Annotated in this window: 9 protein-coding genes; 7 read left to right on the plus strand and 2 right to left on the minus strand. The window is 73.1% G+C overall.

Annotated elements, in window-relative coordinates; genetic code table 11:
- The first annotated feature begins 67 nt into the window (after positions 1–67).
- Entirely contained in the window at positions 68–1,141 is a 1,074-nt protein-coding gene (locus BBK14_RS21320; RefSeq protein ID WP_020464691.1) for an inositol-3-phosphate synthase, read from the plus strand.
- 102 nt (positions 1,142–1,243) lie between these two features.
- Here BBK14_RS21320 and BBK14_RS21325 read toward each other — a convergent pair whose 3' ends face one another.
- Positions 1,244–3,010 (minus strand): substrate-binding and VWA domain-containing protein, encoded by a 1,767-nt coding sequence (locus BBK14_RS21325; RefSeq protein ID WP_241831723.1) that lies wholly within the window; start codon positions 3,008–3,010, stop codon positions 1,244–1,246.
- Positions 3,011–3,297: 287 nt separating this feature from the next.
- Between BBK14_RS21325 and BBK14_RS21330 the strand changes: the two genes are divergently transcribed.
- On the plus strand, positions 3,298–4,722 hold the full coding sequence (locus BBK14_RS21330; protein WP_071064999.1) for an MFS transporter: 1,425 nt from the start codon (positions 3,298–3,300) through the stop codon (positions 4,720–4,722).
- Between the two features lie 42 nt (positions 4,723–4,764).
- Here the strand turns inward: BBK14_RS21330 and BBK14_RS21335 are convergent, their stop codons facing one another.
- A complete protein-coding gene (locus BBK14_RS21335) occupies positions 4,765–6,285 on the minus strand; it encodes a CCA tRNA nucleotidyltransferase (RefSeq protein ID WP_071065000.1) in 1,521 nt (506 codons plus the stop codon).
- 252 nt (positions 6,286–6,537) lie between these two features.
- On the opposite strand from BBK14_RS21335, the gene BBK14_RS21340 reads away from it, so the two are divergent.
- From BBK14_RS21340 to sigM, 5 genes are all read left to right on the plus strand, one after another.
- Positions 6,538–6,963 (plus strand): NUDIX hydrolase, encoded by a 426-nt coding sequence (locus BBK14_RS21340; protein ID WP_071065001.1) that lies wholly within the window; start codon positions 6,538–6,540, stop codon positions 6,961–6,963.
- Complete coding sequence (locus tag BBK14_RS21345; RefSeq protein ID WP_071065002.1) at positions 6,960–9,707, plus strand: DUF6049 family protein; 2,748 nt, start codon at positions 6,960–6,962, stop codon at positions 9,705–9,707. Before BBK14_RS21340 ends, BBK14_RS21345 begins: the two co-directional genes overlap by 4 nt.
- The gene (gene murJ / locus BBK14_RS40400; RefSeq protein WP_338045484.1) at positions 9,704–13,171 is read left to right on the plus strand and encodes a murein biosynthesis integral membrane protein MurJ; all 3,468 of its coding nucleotides are present in this window, start codon (positions 9,704–9,706) and stop codon (positions 13,169–13,171) included. The genes BBK14_RS21345 and murJ overlap by 4 nt, the downstream gene beginning before the upstream one ends.
- Positions 13,172–13,800: 629 nt before the next feature.
- Complete coding sequence (locus BBK14_RS21355) at positions 13,801–15,747, plus strand: protein kinase family protein (RefSeq protein ID WP_071065003.1); 1,947 nt, start codon at positions 13,801–13,803, stop codon at positions 15,745–15,747.
- Between the two features lie 77 nt (positions 15,748–15,824).
- Positions 15,825–16,709, plus strand: coding sequence for an RNA polymerase sigma factor SigM (sigM, locus tag BBK14_RS21360; protein ID WP_071065004.1), 885 nt, complete (start codon positions 15,825–15,827; stop codon positions 16,707–16,709).
- The last annotated feature ends 3 nt before the right edge of the window (positions 16,710–16,712 follow it).

A 16,712-nucleotide genomic window follows, 5' to 3' on the forward strand; every position in this document is an offset into this window, starting at 1 on the left:
CACCGGCCGATCCCGCTCCTCGCGGGAAACACCAGCATCCCCCACCAGCTTAAGGAGCGCATCCGTCATGGGTTCGGTACGTGTCGCCATCGTGGGCGTGGGCAACTGCGCCGCATCTCTCGTCCAAGGGGTCGAGTACTACCGCGACGCCGACCCCGCGGCCCAGGTCCCAGGCCTGATGCACGTCACGCTCGGTGACTACCATGTCTCCGACCTGACCTTCGTCGCGGCGTTCGACGTGGACGCGAAGAAGGTGGGCCGTGACCTCTCCGAGGCCATCGTGGCCAGCGAGAACAACACCATCAAGATCGCGGACGTCCCGCCGCTGGGCGTGACCGTGGCCCGCGGGCACACCCTCGACGGCCTCGGCCGCTACTACCGCGAGACGATCGACGAGTCGGACGAGACCCCGGTCGACGTCGTCGCCACGCTGCGTGAGACCCGCGCCGACGTGCTCGTCTGCTACCTGCCGGTCGGGTCCGAGGACGCCGCGAAGTTCTACGCCCAGTGCGCCATCGACGCGGGCGTCGGGTTCATCAACTGCCTGCCGGTCTTCATCGCCGGTGTCCCCGAGTGGGCCGAGAAGTTCCGCGCGGCGGGCGTGCCGATCGTCGGCGACGACATCAAGTCGCAGGTCGGCGCCACCATCACCCACCGGGTCATGGCGAAGCTGTTCGAGGACCGCGGCGTCGTCCTCGACCGCACGATGCAGCTCAACGTCGGCGGCAACATGGACTTCAAGAACATGCTCGAGCGGGATCGGCTGGAGTCGAAGAAGATCTCCAAGACCCAGGCCGTCACCTCCCAGGTCTCCCACGACCTGGGCAAGGACAACGTGCACATCGGCCCGTCCGACTACGTCGCCTGGCTCGACGACCGCAAGTGGGCCTACGTCCGGCTCGAGGGCCGCGCGTTCGGTGACGTCCCGCTGAACCTGGAGTACAAGCTCGAGGTCTGGGACTCCCCCAACAGCGCCGGTGTGGTCATCGACGCCGTCCGCTGCGCGAAGATCGCGCTGGACCGCGGCGTCGGCGGGCCGATCCTCTCCGCGTCGTCGTACTTCATGAAGTCGCCGCCGGAGCAGTACCGCGACAACGAGGCCCGCGACAAGGTCGAGGCGTTCATCCGCGACGAGGGCTGACCTCCGCACCACCAGCGGCACCAGCACCACCAGCGGCACCCACGATCTGCCAGGTAGCCCGGTCGTCCGGAGGGGGACGACCGGGCTACGGGCATGCGCGGGTCAGCCGGGAACCTCGGTCAGCGCGTCGACGAGGACCTCGAAGATGGTGTTCGGGTCCAGCGCGGGATACGTCTCGGCTCCGGTCGCGGCCGAGATCCGCGACAGCGCGGCGAGATCCGTGTCGGCGCCGTAGCCGATCGTGATCACCTGGACGGGCCGCTGGGGCGAGTACTCCCGGCGCAGGATCCGCACCAGCTCGTCGAGCGCGATGCTGCCGGGATCGGAGTTCTTCCCGTCGGTCAGCAGCACGACCTGGTTGGGCCGGCCCGGCACGTAGTGCTGGTTCATGTAGCGGAACGCGGCGAGGGCCGTGTCGTAGAGCCCGGTGTCGCCGCGCGGCTCGATCCGGTTCACCGCGTCCATCACCACCTGCGAGCGCGTGCCGGCGCCCAGCCGCTCGCCCATCGGCCCGAGCGGCACGAGCTCCTCCCAGTCCTGGTCGCCGCGCAGCCGGGTGGAGAACTGCCACAGCCCGAGATTGCTGTCTTCGGCGAACAGCGGGATGGCGGACTTCGCCGCGTCGAGCGCCACCGACAGCCGGCTACGGCCCGCACTGCCCGGCACCTCCTCGTTCATGGAGCCCGAGGTGTCCAGCACGGCGAGGGTGTTCCCGCGCTGATGGACGCCTGCGAAGCTCCCCTGGAGCGCGGTCAGCACCGTCGCGTCCAGGGTGCGTTCGGGCGTCATCCGCGGCCGCGGGGTGAGCCCCGTCCGGGCGGTGAACGAGTCGGCGATGCCGTCCGGGGGGCGCAGGCCGTTCCCGAGCAGGGCGACCCGCCCCGGCCCGGACGTCAGCGTCCGCAGGAAGTCCCGCGCCACCTCGGCCTTCACCGGGTCGTCCGACGCCCGGCTCAGCACGGTGTACCGGATCTCGTCGAGCTCGGTGCCGTCCCGCGGGTAGAAGGCGGCCAGCTCCGGTCCGCGGCCGTCCGGCAGCGCGGCGCCGATGCCCACCCGGCGGTTGTACTGGTATACGAGACTCTCCTGAAGCGGGAACGCGGTGAGCCTGGTCGCCGTGGGGTCCTCGAGGTCCGCCGCGCGGACGGCCGTGAGCAGGTCGGTGTCGGAGGCGGCTACCAGCGCCGACGAGCGCTCCAGATCCAGGAGGGCACCCTTGGCCTCGAGGCCGTCGGTGAACATGTCCTCGGTGAGCCGCTCGACCGGGGTCTTCAGCGCGGCGGCCACGGCGTCGGCCAGCGCGGTCATCCCGGCAGTCGACACCCGGGGGTCGGGCAGCCCGACGGTGAAACCGCCCCAGGCCGGCCGTCCCCGTGACCCCCAGTAGCCCTCGTCGCCACCGAGCTTGCGCAGGTCGGCCCAGGAGAGCTCGCGGCGCGGCCAGCCGAACACCTCGGCCATCGGGCGGGGCATCGCGATGACGACCGGTGAGGTGGCGATAACGGTGCCGGTGTCCACCAGCAGCCGGTTGGCCGGCTCGGTGGTCCGCGCCAGCGTGAGCCAGTCCGTGGAGTCCGGCACCCAGACGTCCGGGATCGGACCGGCCGTCGGGTCCGTCCAGCCGCCTCTCATGTAGGAGGCGACCTGGCCGCCGCCCGCCGTGTCCACCCGGACGGACACGCAGTACCCGGACACCGTCGGCTTCCCGCTGCCGTAGGCCGCGGCGGCCGCGCTCAACGCCGTGGCCAGGCTCGGCGAGGTGGTGACCCCGAGGGTGATCGTGCGATCGCAGCGAACGGGGCCGGCCCCTCCGCGCAGGACGAGCCATCCGCAGGTCAGGGCACCGACCATGAGGGGTACCGCAGCCACCGCCGCGACCCCCCGTAACGAGGGGCCCGAACGGCGGTGGCGGTGGCGGGCACCAGGCATCAGACCGGGACCTCCCGGAACAACCGAAGTCTGGACCGCGACCGTAACCAAACGTGTCGAGGTCTGCGCCGGATGGGACAACCGAAGTCTCTGCATTGATTCGACGTCACATCGCTGTTCGCGTGCCGTCCGGCCATAGGGATCGTCGCCGTCCGCTGTGCTCGCAGAGTGATCCGTCATGCCGCCCGGCGACCCGGGGCGTCCGCCGGCTCCGTAGGCTGGCCGTCGTGGCCTGGACCGGCAACCTGCGCGCGCTGCTCGGCGGTCGCGCGTTCCGGCAGCTCTACGCGTGCCGCCTGACGTCACAGGCCGCCGACGGCGTGTTCCAGGYGAGCCTCGTCAGCTATGTGCTGTTCTCCCCGGAGCGCGCGACGTCCGCCGGGGCACTGGCCGCGTCTCTCGCCGTGGTCGTGCTGCCGTTCAGCGTCATCGGGCCGTTCGCCGGCATCGTGCTGGACCGGGTCTCCCGCCAGCGGGTACTCGTTGTCTCCTCTGTGGTCCGCACGCTGCTGATGATCGTGCTCGTCGGCCTGATCCTCGGCGGGCGTACCGGCGCCGACTTCTACGCGACGGCGCTGGCCTCGGTGAGCGTGAACAGGTTCGTCCTGGCAGCGCTGTCCGCAGGCCTCCCGATGGTCGTCAACGTCGACCGGCTCGTGACGGCCAACGCCCTGTCGGTCACCTCCGGAACTGTCGCCACCCTGGTCGGGGCCGGTGTCGGCAGCGGGCTGCGCGGCCTCACCGACGGCGATGACCGGGCCGTCGCGCTGGTGGCGGGCCTGGCGGCCCTCGCCTACATCGTCGCCGCCGTCACCGCGGCACGCCCCGCCCGCCTCGCCTTCGGCCCGGTCGAGACGATGCCCTGGCAGGGTGCCTGGTCGCAGGCCCGGCACGTTGTCGCCGACATGGTGGACGGCGTCCGCTACCTGTGGAACCACGGCCCCGCCCGGCGCGCGCTCGCCGCGCTGACGACGTCCCGCGCCGCCTACGGGCTGGTGCTCGTCATGACGGTACTGCTGTACCGCAACCACTTCACCGGGCCCGGCGGGGGGCTGGCCGGGCTCGCGGCGGTGGTCGCGGCGAGCGGCGCGGGGACGATCCTCGCCGCCGTCGTCACCCCCCGGGTGACCCGGCGGATGCCGAAGGCCACCTGGATCGCGATCGTCCTCGGCGCGGGCGGAGTCGTCGAGGTGGTCCTGGGGCTGCCGTACCTCTCCCCGCTGTACGTCGCCGCCGGGTTGCTCCTCGGTTTCTCCGCGCAGGCGAGCAAGATCTGCGTCGACACGATCGTGCAGGAGGAGACCCACGACGCCTACCGGGGGCGGGCGTTCTCCCTCTACGACCTGCTGTTCAACGTGGCCTTCGTGGCCGCGGCCGCGGTCGCCGCGGTGGTGGTTCCGGAGGACGGGAGGTCCTCACCGACCATCATCGCCGCAGGCATCGGCTACAGCCTGGCGGGCCTCCTCTACTACCGGGCCGCCATGCGCCACCCCGAGGACCGGGTGATCCGCGGCGTCGGCGAATCCCGCGCCGACACACCCGCCTCCTCCGACGCCCCCGGCCCGACCTTGGGCCCGAGCCCGGGGCCGACCTCGGGCCCAAGCCGACCTGCGGGCCCGGTCTCAGCCACCGGGCCGGGCCCGGCCCGGTGACGCCGAAGCGAGCCCCGGGCTGGTACGAACCCCGGGCTGGCGTCAGGCGTCGGGGGCCTCGTCCGGGGTGGGAGTTTCGCCGGGGATGACGATGTCGTTCTCCCGGGCCCAGCGGAACAGCTCGGCCTCGGCGGCCTCGCGGCCCAGGAGACCGCGCTCGAAGCGGACGTCGAGCATGTACGCCCGGGCCTGCCCGACCAGCCGCGACGGCGGCAGGCCCAGCAGGGCCATGATGTCGTCACCGGACAGCTCCGGCCGGATCGCCGCGATCTCCTCGTGGGCGGCGAGGTCGGCGATCCGCTCCTCGAGCGACCGGTAGGCGCGGGCCAGGTTCTCCGCCTTGCGCCGGTTGCGGGTCGTGCAGTCCGAGCGGACGAGCTTGTGCAGCCGGGAGAGCTGCGTCCCGGCGTCGTGGACGTAGCGACGGACGGCGGCGTCCGTCCACTCGCCGGACCCGTACCCGTGGAAGCGCAGATGCAGGTAGACCAGCGAGGAGATGGCGTCGACGACGTCCTTCGGGAACCGCAGGGCCACCAGGCGGCGGCGTGTCATGTCCCGCCCCACGACCTCGTGGTGGTGGAAGGAAACCCCACCGCCGGCGATGTGCCGGCGGGTGCGCGGCTTGCCGATGTCGTGCAGCAGCGCGGCCCAGCGCAGGATCTCGTCGGGGCCGTCGTCCTCCAGCGCCATCGCCTGGCGCAGCACGGTCATCGTGTGCGCGTAGACGTCCTTGTGCTGGTGGTGCTCGTCGATCTCCATCCGCATGGCGCCCAGCTCGGGGAGCACCAGGTCGGCGACGCCGACCTCGACGAGCCGCTCCAGGCCGGCGACCGGGTCGCGGCTCGCGATCAGCTTGCGCAGCTCGTCGCGCACCCGCTCCGGGGAGACGATCGAGATGCGGGACGCCCGGGAGCGCATGGCCGCGACCAGCTCGGGAACCGGGGTCAGGCCCAGGGCCGCCTCGAACCGGGCGGCCCGCAGGATGCGCAGCGGGTCGTCGTCGAAGGACGCCTCCGGGGGGCCGGGGGTGCGCAGCACGCCGCGGGCCAGGTCGGCCATCCCGCCGAAGAGGTCGACGAAGTCGTGCCCGGGGACGGAGACCGCCATCGCGTTCACGGTGAAGTCGCGGCGGACGAGATCCTCCTGCAGGCCTTCACCATAGGTGACGGCGGGGTTGCGGGACGTCCGGTCGTACGACTCGCTGCGGTAGGTCGTGACCTCGAAGCGCACCCCGCGGCGGGCCAGGCCGACGGTGCCGAACGCGATGCCCGCGTCCCAGGTCGCCTCGGCCCAGCCCCGGGTGATCTCCAGGACGCGCTCGGGGCGGGCGTCCGTGGTGAAGTCGAGGTCCGGCGCGCCCCCGCCCGTGCCACCGGTCGCGCTCGTGTCGCTCGGGTCACCCGCCCGGCCTAGCAGCGCGTCGCGGACGGAGCCGCCGACCAGATGGAGGGTATGCCCGTGGTCGGCGAAGATCCGACCAAGCTCGTCGGCGGGCGCGGGCACGCGGAGCAGGTTGCTCACCACCTGCTCCGCCGAGTCCCGGGGATTGTCAAGACTGATCACAGCCACCTGTTCAGATTACGGGCGCGCGGACCGTTGCTGGTGGCCGTGCCTATCTGGCAGGCGTCCGGCCACCCTCGACGCGGGACCATCGTCGTATGGTCCCCCGCACGACGGACGAAAGTACCCACTCGGGCCTCTGCTGCGATTTTCCCGGACGAGCGGGACACACAACGGGGCTGTTTCGGCTGGTGCTCGTACGATCAGTCCATGCCCTCCCCGCCCAGGACGCCCGGCCGCAGGCCGTTGCGCAGGGTGGAGGAGACCTCGGCCGGGGGCCTCGTGCTCGACACCGCGTCGGCCGCCGCGAACGCGGCGCTGATCGCCCGCAGGGACAAGCGTGGCCGGCTGTTGTGGTCGCTGCCGAAGGGTCATGTCGAGCGCGATGAGACCACGGAGGAGGCCGCCGTCCGAGAGGTCGCCGAGGAGACCGGTGTGACCGGAGCGGTTCTGGGCCCGCTGGGCACGATCGACTTCTGGTTCGTCGCCGGCGAGGCGCGCGTGCACAAGACCGTCCACCACTTCCTCCTGCTACGGACGTCGGGCGACCTCTCCGACGACGACATCGAGGTCGCGGAGGTCGCGTGGGTCCCACTGTCCGAGGTGGTGCGACGGCTCGCGTACGCCGACGAACGACGGCTGCTCGACGGGGTGCCGACGATCCTCGCCGACGCCTCGTGACCGGCCGTAACCCGTTCCGCCGGCACCGGCTGGCGGCCGCGGCGCTGCTCGGGACCGTCGCGTTGGTCTGGCCCGGGGCCGAGGTGGGCCTGGCGGCGGCTCCACCCGACGGCGCACGAGCGCCCGTCACCACGAGCACGAGCACCACGTTCGATTCGCACAATCCACAGGCTTCATCCACAGTTTCCACAGGACTGTCCACAGAGTTGTCCACAGGATCGGCCTCATCTGTGGGAATCTCGCCGGACAGCGCGGCGACCATCCAGCCGATAACCCGGACGAACCCCGACACAAGCGGCACTTCGGGCGCTCAACAGACCACACCAAGCACCGGTGGGACCACGAACGGGACCACGGGCCTTCCCATCGAGGTCCGCCTCACCAGCTTCGTCACCCCGAGCGCCGCCGTCCCCCAGCTCCGGGTGACCGGCACGGTCGACGTGGGCGGGACGGTGCTGCCGACCGACCTCGGTGTCGTCCTCGAGGTGGGCGGCCCGCTGCGGTCCCGGGGCGAGCTCGCCCAGCTGACCAGCGGCGGCCCGCCCCCCCAGATCCGTTACTCACTGCTCGACAGCGGGCCACTGACCATCAGCCCCACCGCGACGACCCCCGGCCAGTTCGCGGCACAGGCGGACGTCACCCCGATGTTCCGCTCGTCGGCCATGAGCGTGCGGCCGGTGCGGATCAGCGTCGTCGGCCGGATCAGCGGGCGGGCCCGGGCCACGGTGGCGTCGACGACGACGTTCATGGTCGTCTCGCCCCCGCAGGCGGCGACGCGGACGGCGGTCGTCACCGTCCTGCCCATCTCCAGCAAGCCCCGGCTGCGCTCGGACGGCCTGCTCACCGACAACACCCTGGCGGACGAGATCCGGGACGGCGGCCGGCTCGACGCGCTGCTAGACCCGTTCGAGTCCGCCCTTCCCGGAGCACCGCCGCCCCAGGTCACGCTCGCGGTCGACCCCACGCTGGTGCAGGCGCTGGGGCGCATGGAGAAGCCGTACAAGTACGCCTCACCCGGCGGGGAAAGGGACGCCCCCGCGGACATCGACGCGGGCGTCTTCCTCGACCGGATCAAGGATTTCGCGCGGCGGGGCGGCAAGGTCATCGCCCTGCCCTACGGGGACGCCGACCTGCCGGCCCTCGTCCGCGCCGACCAGCTCGACGCGCTGCAGTACTCGGTGAACACCGGCCAGGTCGTCATCGCCGGGCTGCTGGGCCTCGAGACCCCGAGGAGCGGCACGATCGCCTACCCCGCCGGGGGCATCGCCGACCCGCGCACCGTCGACGTGCTCAGCGCCAACGGCGCCGGCACGGTGATCGTCGACGACCGGCTGCTGCCCGCGGCGCAGTCCGTCCGGTACACCCCGTCCGCGGCGGTCACCCTGCCGACGTCCAGCGGCCAGGTGCGCGTGCTGGCGGCGGACCACCGGCTGGCCGAGGCGGTCGCCGGCTACGACGGCCGGGAGCTCCCGGAGCAGGCCCTCGCCCGGTTCCGTGCCGAGCTGGCGATGATCACTGCCGAGCAGTCGAGCGAGCGGGCCGCGGTGCTGGCCCTCCCGCGCGACTTCGCACCTCCCTCCGGCTGGCTCAACGTGATCCTCCGTGACCTCGACAGTGCCTATTCGAGGCCGGTCGGCATCGAGGAGCCGTCCCCCGACGCCACCAGGCAGCGCGCCGGCCTGACCTACAACGCCGACGCGCAGAGCCGGGAGCTCCCGGTCGACTACGTCAAAGGGGTCGGGCAGATCCGCGGCGAGGTGGCCGTCCTGAGCGCCGCCTTCTGCCCGCCGACCACCATGACCGAGCTGCTCTGGCTGGACTGCCGGATAAACAGGATCGACCCGATGAGCAACACGCTGATCGCGGCACTGTCGGCGTGGTGGCGAACCGACCGCCTCGGTGGGTTCTCCCTGGCCCAGCAGGCGGACGGGCAGGTCGGTGACTACCGGTCGAAGATCCGGGTCGTCGCGTCCCGGATCGTGAACCTCACCAGCAGCCGCGGGCGCGTCCCGGTGACGCTGGAGAACGGTGCCGACTGGAATGTCACGGTGGTCCTGAAGCTCTCGTCCACCGACCGGGGGCGGCTCGTGTCGGCCACCGAGGTCACCAGGGTGCTCGAACCGCTCCAGAAGGACCAGTTCGAGATCGAGGTGGACGCGGAGAGCGCCGGCACCTTCCCGGTGGACATCCGGCTCGAGACCGTCGACGGGCAGGCCCTGGGCCCGGACGCCGCCGCCCGGGTGCTGGTGCGCTCGACGGTCTACGGGGCCATCGCCACGGCGATCACGATCGGCGCGATCGGCGTGCTGATGCTGGCCGTGCTGATCCGCCTGCTACGCAAGCTCCGCGCGCGCTCCGGCGGCGGATCGGCGGCGGCCGCGGCGCCGCCCGACGGCTCCGGCCCGCCGGCCGGTGCCGGTCTCCTCGGCCCGGCCGGGGCGAACGGGGCCTCGGGCGCCGGCGATCCCGACCACCCCGGCACGGGCGCCGGGCCGTTCGATCCCCCCGGGACCGCCGGCCCCGGCTGGCCGGAGCGGCCCGTCGACGATCCCGCGCCGGCCGGTCTCGGGCACGATCCCTACTTCGACGGACTGCCCGCGCCCGCCGCGTACCGGGAGCCCACCGGCTCGCCGTACGGCCCGTCCACCGGTGGCCCCGGCGACAGGACGGCCGAGCCGTGGTCCGGGCGTCCCGCGGCCCCGGCCGGATCCGCGTCCCAGCCGCGGCGACGGGACGGCCGGTGACCCCGCCGGACGAGTCGCGATGGCCGCCTGACGACGACCACCACGGCACCCGGGACGGTCAGGGCACTCCCCGGTACCCGGACGACCGGTACCCAGACGACCGGTACCCAGACGACCGGTACCCGGACAGGCGGTATCCCGACGAGCGGTACGCCGACGGCGGCTACGCGGGCGGCCAGGACGGGGGCCGGTACGCGGGCGGAAGCTACCCGGACGACAGCTACGTCCACGACCAGCGCCGGGACGGCGGCTACGACAACGGCTACCCCGGCGGGTACCCGGAGGACCGGCACGACGGCAGACGTCCAGAGGAGCGGTACGAGGGCGGCACGCGGCCGGACGGGCGGTACGACGGCGGTGGGCACCCGGCGAACCCGGAGAGCCGATACGGGGACGGCGGGTACGACGACCGCCCGTACCGGGACAGCCCGTACCCGGACGACCGGTACGCGGACGCCGGTGAGCCGCATCGGCCGGGTTCGCCGTTTCCTCATGCCGATGAGCACCCGGCCCGCTACCGTCCGAACGTGAACCGGCCCGCTCAGGACCCGCCGGCGCCGTGGGGCGATCAGGAACCGCCGCCGGACCGGCCCCCCGGGCCGCCACCGTACGAGCCTGCTCGCCACGAGTGGGACCCGCGGGACGGCGGCCCCCGGCACGACCGGTCCCGCGCCCGGTACGACGATCCGCCGTACGACCAACCTCAGTACGACGGACCTCAGTACGACGGACCTCAGTACGACGGACCTCGGCACGACGAACCTCCGTACGGGGATCGTCGGTACGACGGGCGCGACGAGGCTCGGTACGACGACTCCCGCCACGGCGAACCGCGATACGGCGAACCTCGGTACGACGACTCGCGGCACGGAACGCCCGGGCAGCCGCCGACCTACGAGGAGCGTCCGGACCACGGCGGCGAGCCACCGGTCTGGTACGCGGACGGGTCACATGCCACGGCCCGGGTACCCACCGGCTCCGCCTACCCGGACACCCCGCCGCCGGTGCCCGGCCGGCGGCGCTCCGATCCCGACGATCCCTATGACGCCGCGCCGCACCCGACCGGGCCGCGCCGCGCCGATCCGAACGCGGGCATGTCGCCCCAGTCTTACCAGGAGGGCGGCGCGGAGATCGGCAGGCGTCCCGCGGGCGGACGTCCGCCGGCAGGTGAGCAGACCCGCCGGCTGCCGAGCGCGCCCGCGGTGCCGCCGCCGTCCGAGGGCGGGCCGGCGATGTGGTCGTCGCGTTCCCGCACGCCGGCCCCCGGCGCGGCGCCGAGGGCCGGCGCCGGTTCGGCGCGCCGGACCCGGCCGCCGGTCGAGCCGCTCGACGAGATGGCCGCCGACGATCGCACCAGCCGGCTCGCGCCGCCCGTGACGCCGCCACCGGCGTCCACCCGGCGCCCCGCGGCCGAGGGGGCCCGGCCAGCCGGACGCAGGCCGGCCGCGGGCAAACAGGGCACAGGCAGACCCGCCACAGGCAAACAGGCCGCGGGCAAGCAGGCTGCGGGCAAGCAGGGCACAGGCGCCGCGCGGGGCGCCGCCACGGCGAAGCGGGGCGGGCTCGGCCGCGCCAGCGGGACAATGGCGATCGGCACCATCGCCTCGCGGGCCTCGGGCTTCCTGCGCACGGTCGCGATCGCCGCGGCGATCGGCACCGGGGCCGTCGGCCAGGCCTACACCGTCGCCAACACGACCCCGAACATCCTCTACGACCTGCTGCTCGGCGGGATCCTGACCAGCGTCATCGTGCCGGTGCTGGTGCAGGCGTCCAAGGAGGACCCGGACGGGGGCGACAGCTTCGCCTCGTCCCTGATCACGCTGATGGCGCTCGGTCTGGGCGCGGCGGTACTGGTGGGGATGTTCGCCGCGCCCCAGATCATCGGCCTCTACCTGAACACCGGGCCGGCGCAGCGCGCGCTGGGCGCGGACCTGCTGCGCTGGTTCATGCCGCAGATCCTCTTCTACGGCGTCGGCGCGACGCTCGGGGCGATCCTCAACACCCGCCAGTCCTTCGCCGCGCCCATGTTCGCGCCGGTGCTGAACAACCTGGTGGTGATCGCCACCTGCGTGGTGTTCATCTTCCTGCCCGGGCCGCGCCCACCGACCCTGGGCGGCATCACCGACGCCCAGACGATCGTGCTCGCGGGCGGCACGACGCTCGGCGTGGTCGTGATGACCATCGCGCTGCTGCCCTCGGTGCGCGCCGTGGGGTTCCGGTACCGGCCACGGCTCGACCTGCGCCACCCCGGGCTGCGCACGGCGTCCCGGCTGGCCGGCTGGACGCTGCTCTACGTCCTGATCAGCCAGGTCGGCTTCCTGATGATCTCCAGGCTCTCGACGTCGACCACCGCGTACTCGATCTACAGCTACGCCTACCAGATCTTCCAGCTGCCGTACGCGATCATCGGCGTCTCGGTGATCACCGCCCTGCTCCCCAGGATGAGCGGCCACGCCGCCAACGAGCAGGCGGACCTGGTGCGCGAGGACCTCTCGACCGCGTCCCGGATGACGGTCACCGCGATCATCCCCTCAGCGCTGTTCCTGCTGGCGCTGGGACGCCCGATCGCCGTGACGGTCTTCAACCACGGGGCGGTCGACTACGACGACGCGATGGCGATCGGCGACACCCTCAGCGCCTTCGCGATCGCGCTCGTGCCGTTCTCCCTGTTCCAGGTGCAGCTGCGGGCCTTCTACGCCTACCGGGACAGCCGCACGCCCGCTCTGGTCAACATCGGCGTGGTCGCCACGAACATCCTGGCCGCGTTCGTGCTGTCGGAGGTGGTCGCCGAGAAGCACCGGGCGGCCGCGCTGGYGCTGGCCTTCTCGCTGGCCTACCTGATCGGCCTGGTCGCGACGACGGTCCTGTTGCGGCGCCGCCTGCGCGGCATCGACGGCAACCGCATCGCGCGGGTGACGACCCGGGTGAGCGTGACGGCCGGCGTGGGCGCGGTCCTCGCCAGCGTCATCGCGGAGGGCCTGCGCGACCTGCTCGGCAAGGGCTGGCTCGGCTCCGGGATCGCGGTGGTGCTGGCGCTGGTCGTCGGTGGCCTGGTCTTCGTCGTGATCTCCGTGCGCACCGGGATGCACGAGATGACGGCCCTGATGCGCATCGTCGGTGGCCGCCTCGGCGTCGGCCGCCGGACGAAGCCCGCCGGTGCCAGCGCTGGCGCTGGCGCGGCCTCGGCGTCCTCGGCCCGGCCACCGCGATCGGCCGGCCGGGGAGACAGCGGCCGGGGAGACGGCGGGCGGGGAGACGGCGGGCGGGGAGACAGCGGCCGGGGAGACGGCGGGCGGGGAGACAGCGGCCGGGGAGACGGCGGGCGGGAAGACGGCGGGCGGGAAGACGGCGGGCGGGGCCGGCCCCCGGGTGGGCGTGGCGATCGCGGCGGTCGCGGCGGGCCCTCCGGTCGGCCAGGCGGGCCACCAGGTCGCCGCGGCGGGTCCTCGGGCCGGCGCGGCTGACGGGCCGGGGCCACCTCCCGACACGGCCTCACCCATGCGGGCCGATGGTCTCGATTCCGTCGCCCGGATTACCTGCCGGGATGGCACCAAGGTCCCACCGGCGCGGCGAACGGCGCCCGGAGCCGACAGCGGAACCCCGTCCACACCCATGCCACCGGCAACACATCGACGCAACGTTAAGTAACGCTGGGAAATCATTCGGTAAAGTTTTGTCACACTCAAGCCCGGATACGCACAGAAAGTGATCCTCTGGAGGCGTCAATCAGGTTTGGGGGTGAAGATCGGTGCGTTACCACTGATTCCGCGCGATCGCATGCCGGGTCCATGGCGTGTCCATAGGCGGATGGTTCGCCCCGGTGTGCCAAGCTGGCTTGTCCGGAGACATCCGCGAGATGCCAGGGCCGGACTCGTACACTGAACACGCTGTGCGCGGGCCCCGCCCAACGTCGCCGGTGAACCAGGCGCAGCACCCAGCTCGTCGCGTTGGTCACACGATGCGTTCCGATGCGACGGAGGGTGTCCGGGATGTTCGTTCGCAGTGGCGGAACGCTGGGCGGATCCCCTGCCCGGGTGAGGTGGGGCAACCCGCCGTCGGGTCGGCCGGCGGGTATGCGGACGACGGAGGCGCTGTGGTCGACGGAAGCAACCGACCGCGGGGCGCGGACGTCGATAACGACGTGACCACCGACTCGCCGGGCGAGCGCCCGGCCAGCACGGCCGTGCTGGCCGAATCCGTTCTCGACCGCCGCTACCGCCTCTTGGCGCCGCTGAACACCCGCGGCCCGGTGACCCTGTGGCGGGGTGACGACAACACGCTCGCCCGGCCGGTGGCCGTCCGGATCGTCGAGCACGTCGACCCTGACGCCGCGGCGGAGATCGATCCGGCTGTCCGGGAGGACGCGGCCCGCGCCCTGCTGAAGGCGGCGATCAACTCCGGGCGGCTGGTCCACCCGGGCGCCGCGTCGACCTACGACGCCACGACCACGACCACCGGCACGGCCCGTGTCTCCTATGTCGTCTCGGAGTGGGTGGAGGGGCGCACCCTGCGCCAGCTCGCCACCAACGGGCCACTGCGCCCCGAACAGGCCGGGGCCATCGTCCTGGCGGCGGCGCGCGTCCTCGCCGCCGCGCACGACCGCGGCATCCACCACGGCGGGCTCAACCCCGGCGATGTGATCGTCTCCGGCCACGGCACCGTGAAGGTCGTCGACCTGGAGATCGGCGGCGTCCTCGCGGGGCTGGACGGCGCGGCGACGGGCGCGGAGCCCACCATCGGCTCCGACCCGGAGAAGGACGACGCACCCCCCTCGGCCGAGCTGGCGGACGTCCGGGCCCTCGGCGGGCTGCTGTACGCCGGGCTGACCGGCACCTGGCCGCTGCTCGGCGAGCACGCGCTGCCAGCCGCCCCGACGAGCGACGGCCGGCTGCGGACCCCCCGGCAGATCAACTCGGCCGTCCCGCGCGACCTCGACGCGATCACCCTGGCGACCCTCGGCGACGAGCGGGCCGGCGCGCCGATCACGACCGCCGCCGAGCTGGTCTCGGAGCTCGAGGCGGTCAGCCCGGTCGACCAGGTCCTCGACACCGGCCTGATGAGTCTCGGTGACGACGGCCCCGCGAGCACCGAGGCGATGTCGGTCGACGGCTACAACCCGGCCACGGACGACTACCCCGCCCCCTCCGACTACCCGGGGCAGGGCTACGCCGGCGGGAACAGCTCCGGCGGCAACGGCTACGGCGGCCGCGACGACTACGACCGCCGCGGCTACGGCCAGACCTCCTACCTGGGCCGCGACGCCTACGACCAGACCTCCTACAACGAGCGCGGCTACGGCGGCCGGGACGCCTACGACGACCGCGACCGGGGCGGCTACCCGTCGCAGCGCGAGGCGCCCGAGCAGCGCCGGTACGACGACGACCGTTACCCGCCGGCCGGCGGGGGGCACCGTCAGGGCGGCGCGGCGCGCGGGCCGGCCGGCGGCACGGTCCGCCGGGTCCTGCCGTGGGTGGCGCTGCTGGTGGTCGTCGCCCTCGTCGCCGTGGTGGCCGTGATCGCGCTGCGCCCGAAGGACGACGGCGGCGACAGCCCGGGCGGGGACACCGGCCCTTCCTCGATGGCCGTGGTGCCCTCCGGCAACCGGATCCCCTTCGGTTCGGTCACCTCGTTCGACCCGCCCCCGGGCGGTGACGGGGCGGAGAAGCCGGACCTCGTCTCACTCGCCACCGACGAGAACTCGGACACCCAGTGGACGACCGATGGATACCGGAGCCCGCAGCTCGGTGGCCTGAAGAAGGGCGTGGGACTGCGCTTCGACTTCAACCAGCCGATAACCCCGAGCGAAATTGTCGTCACCGTCGGGAGAGAAGGTCCGATCACCTTTGAGCTGCGGGCCGGCGACTCACTCTCGGACAACATCGACGGCTACTCGGTCATCGGTGTGCCGCAGCAGAACAAGACGGGCGAGGTCCGCATCAGCATGCCGTCCGAGCAGCCGACTCATCGGTACTGGGTGTTGTGGTTGACCGAGCTTCCGTCCTTGAAGGGATCGATCGCGGAGATCGAGTTCCGGGGCTGACCGGACGGAATCATGTGCGGTGGGTCGAGATCGATGCGCGCCGGTCCCGGGCGGCGACCGCCCGTCCCGGGTAGCCGGTGAACCCGCCCGCGGCGGCCGGTGCCAGATCCTCCGGCCGGGCTCCCGAGGCCGACCTCGCGGCGCTGCGCCGGCACGTGGCGGGTGACCCGGCGGCGTTCGGCGAGCTGTTCCGCGCGCACGCCGACCGGCTGTGGTCGGTGGCGTTCGCGCTGCTGCAGGACACCGAGGAGGCGGCGGACGCCGTCCAGGAGGCGATGCTCTCCGCGCACCGGCGGGCCGCTGACTTCCGGGGTGAGGCGGCTGTCGGCACCTGGCTGCACCGGATCGTCACCAACGCCGCCCTCGACCGGCTGCGCCGCCGCGCCGTGCGCCCGACGGTGCCGATGCCCTCGGCCCCCGACGGCGCCCCCTACGAGCCGGCCGACGCCCGGGACGCCATCGCCGAGCACGACACCCGGATGGACATCGGCGCCGCGCTCGGCATGCTTCCGGTCACACTGCGCACCCCGGTCGTCCTCGTGGACGTCGAGGGCCGCTCGGTCGCCGAGGTGGCCGAACTGCTGGACATACCGGTCGGGACGGTCAAGAGCCGCTGCGCGCGCGGCCGGACGCGGCTCGCCGTCCTGCTCGGGCACCTTGCCCCCGAACGGGCTCGGCGGCCCGTCGCCGGGAACCAGCCGGCCTCGCCTTCCGTCTGTGATGAGGGACGGTACGACACATCGGCCGGCGGTCCCGACGAACCGGTCGACCGACTGGTCGACGACCGGCCGGTCGAGCAGGCGGGGTCCGACCGCGCGGATGCGGACGGCACCGACCCCACCGGCACGACCACTCGTGGCGCCGCCGCCGAACCCGCCGAGATGCCGGGCGCGGCCGGCGTCCCGGGACCCGCCGACCGGACCGGCACGACGGCCGGGCGGCTGACTCGCCGGAGGAGGTGATCA

The organism is Parafrankia soli (assembly GCF_001854695.1).
Lineage (GTDB): Bacteria > Actinomycetota > Actinomycetes > Frankiales > Frankiaceae > Parafrankia > Parafrankia soli.

Bases quoted from the DNA above. Each gene is read 5' to 3' on its own strand.
- BBK14_RS21320 (WP_020464691.1), top strand. From the start codon at position 68: ATGGGTTCGGTACGTGTCGCCATCGTGGGCGTGGGCAACTGCGCCGCA.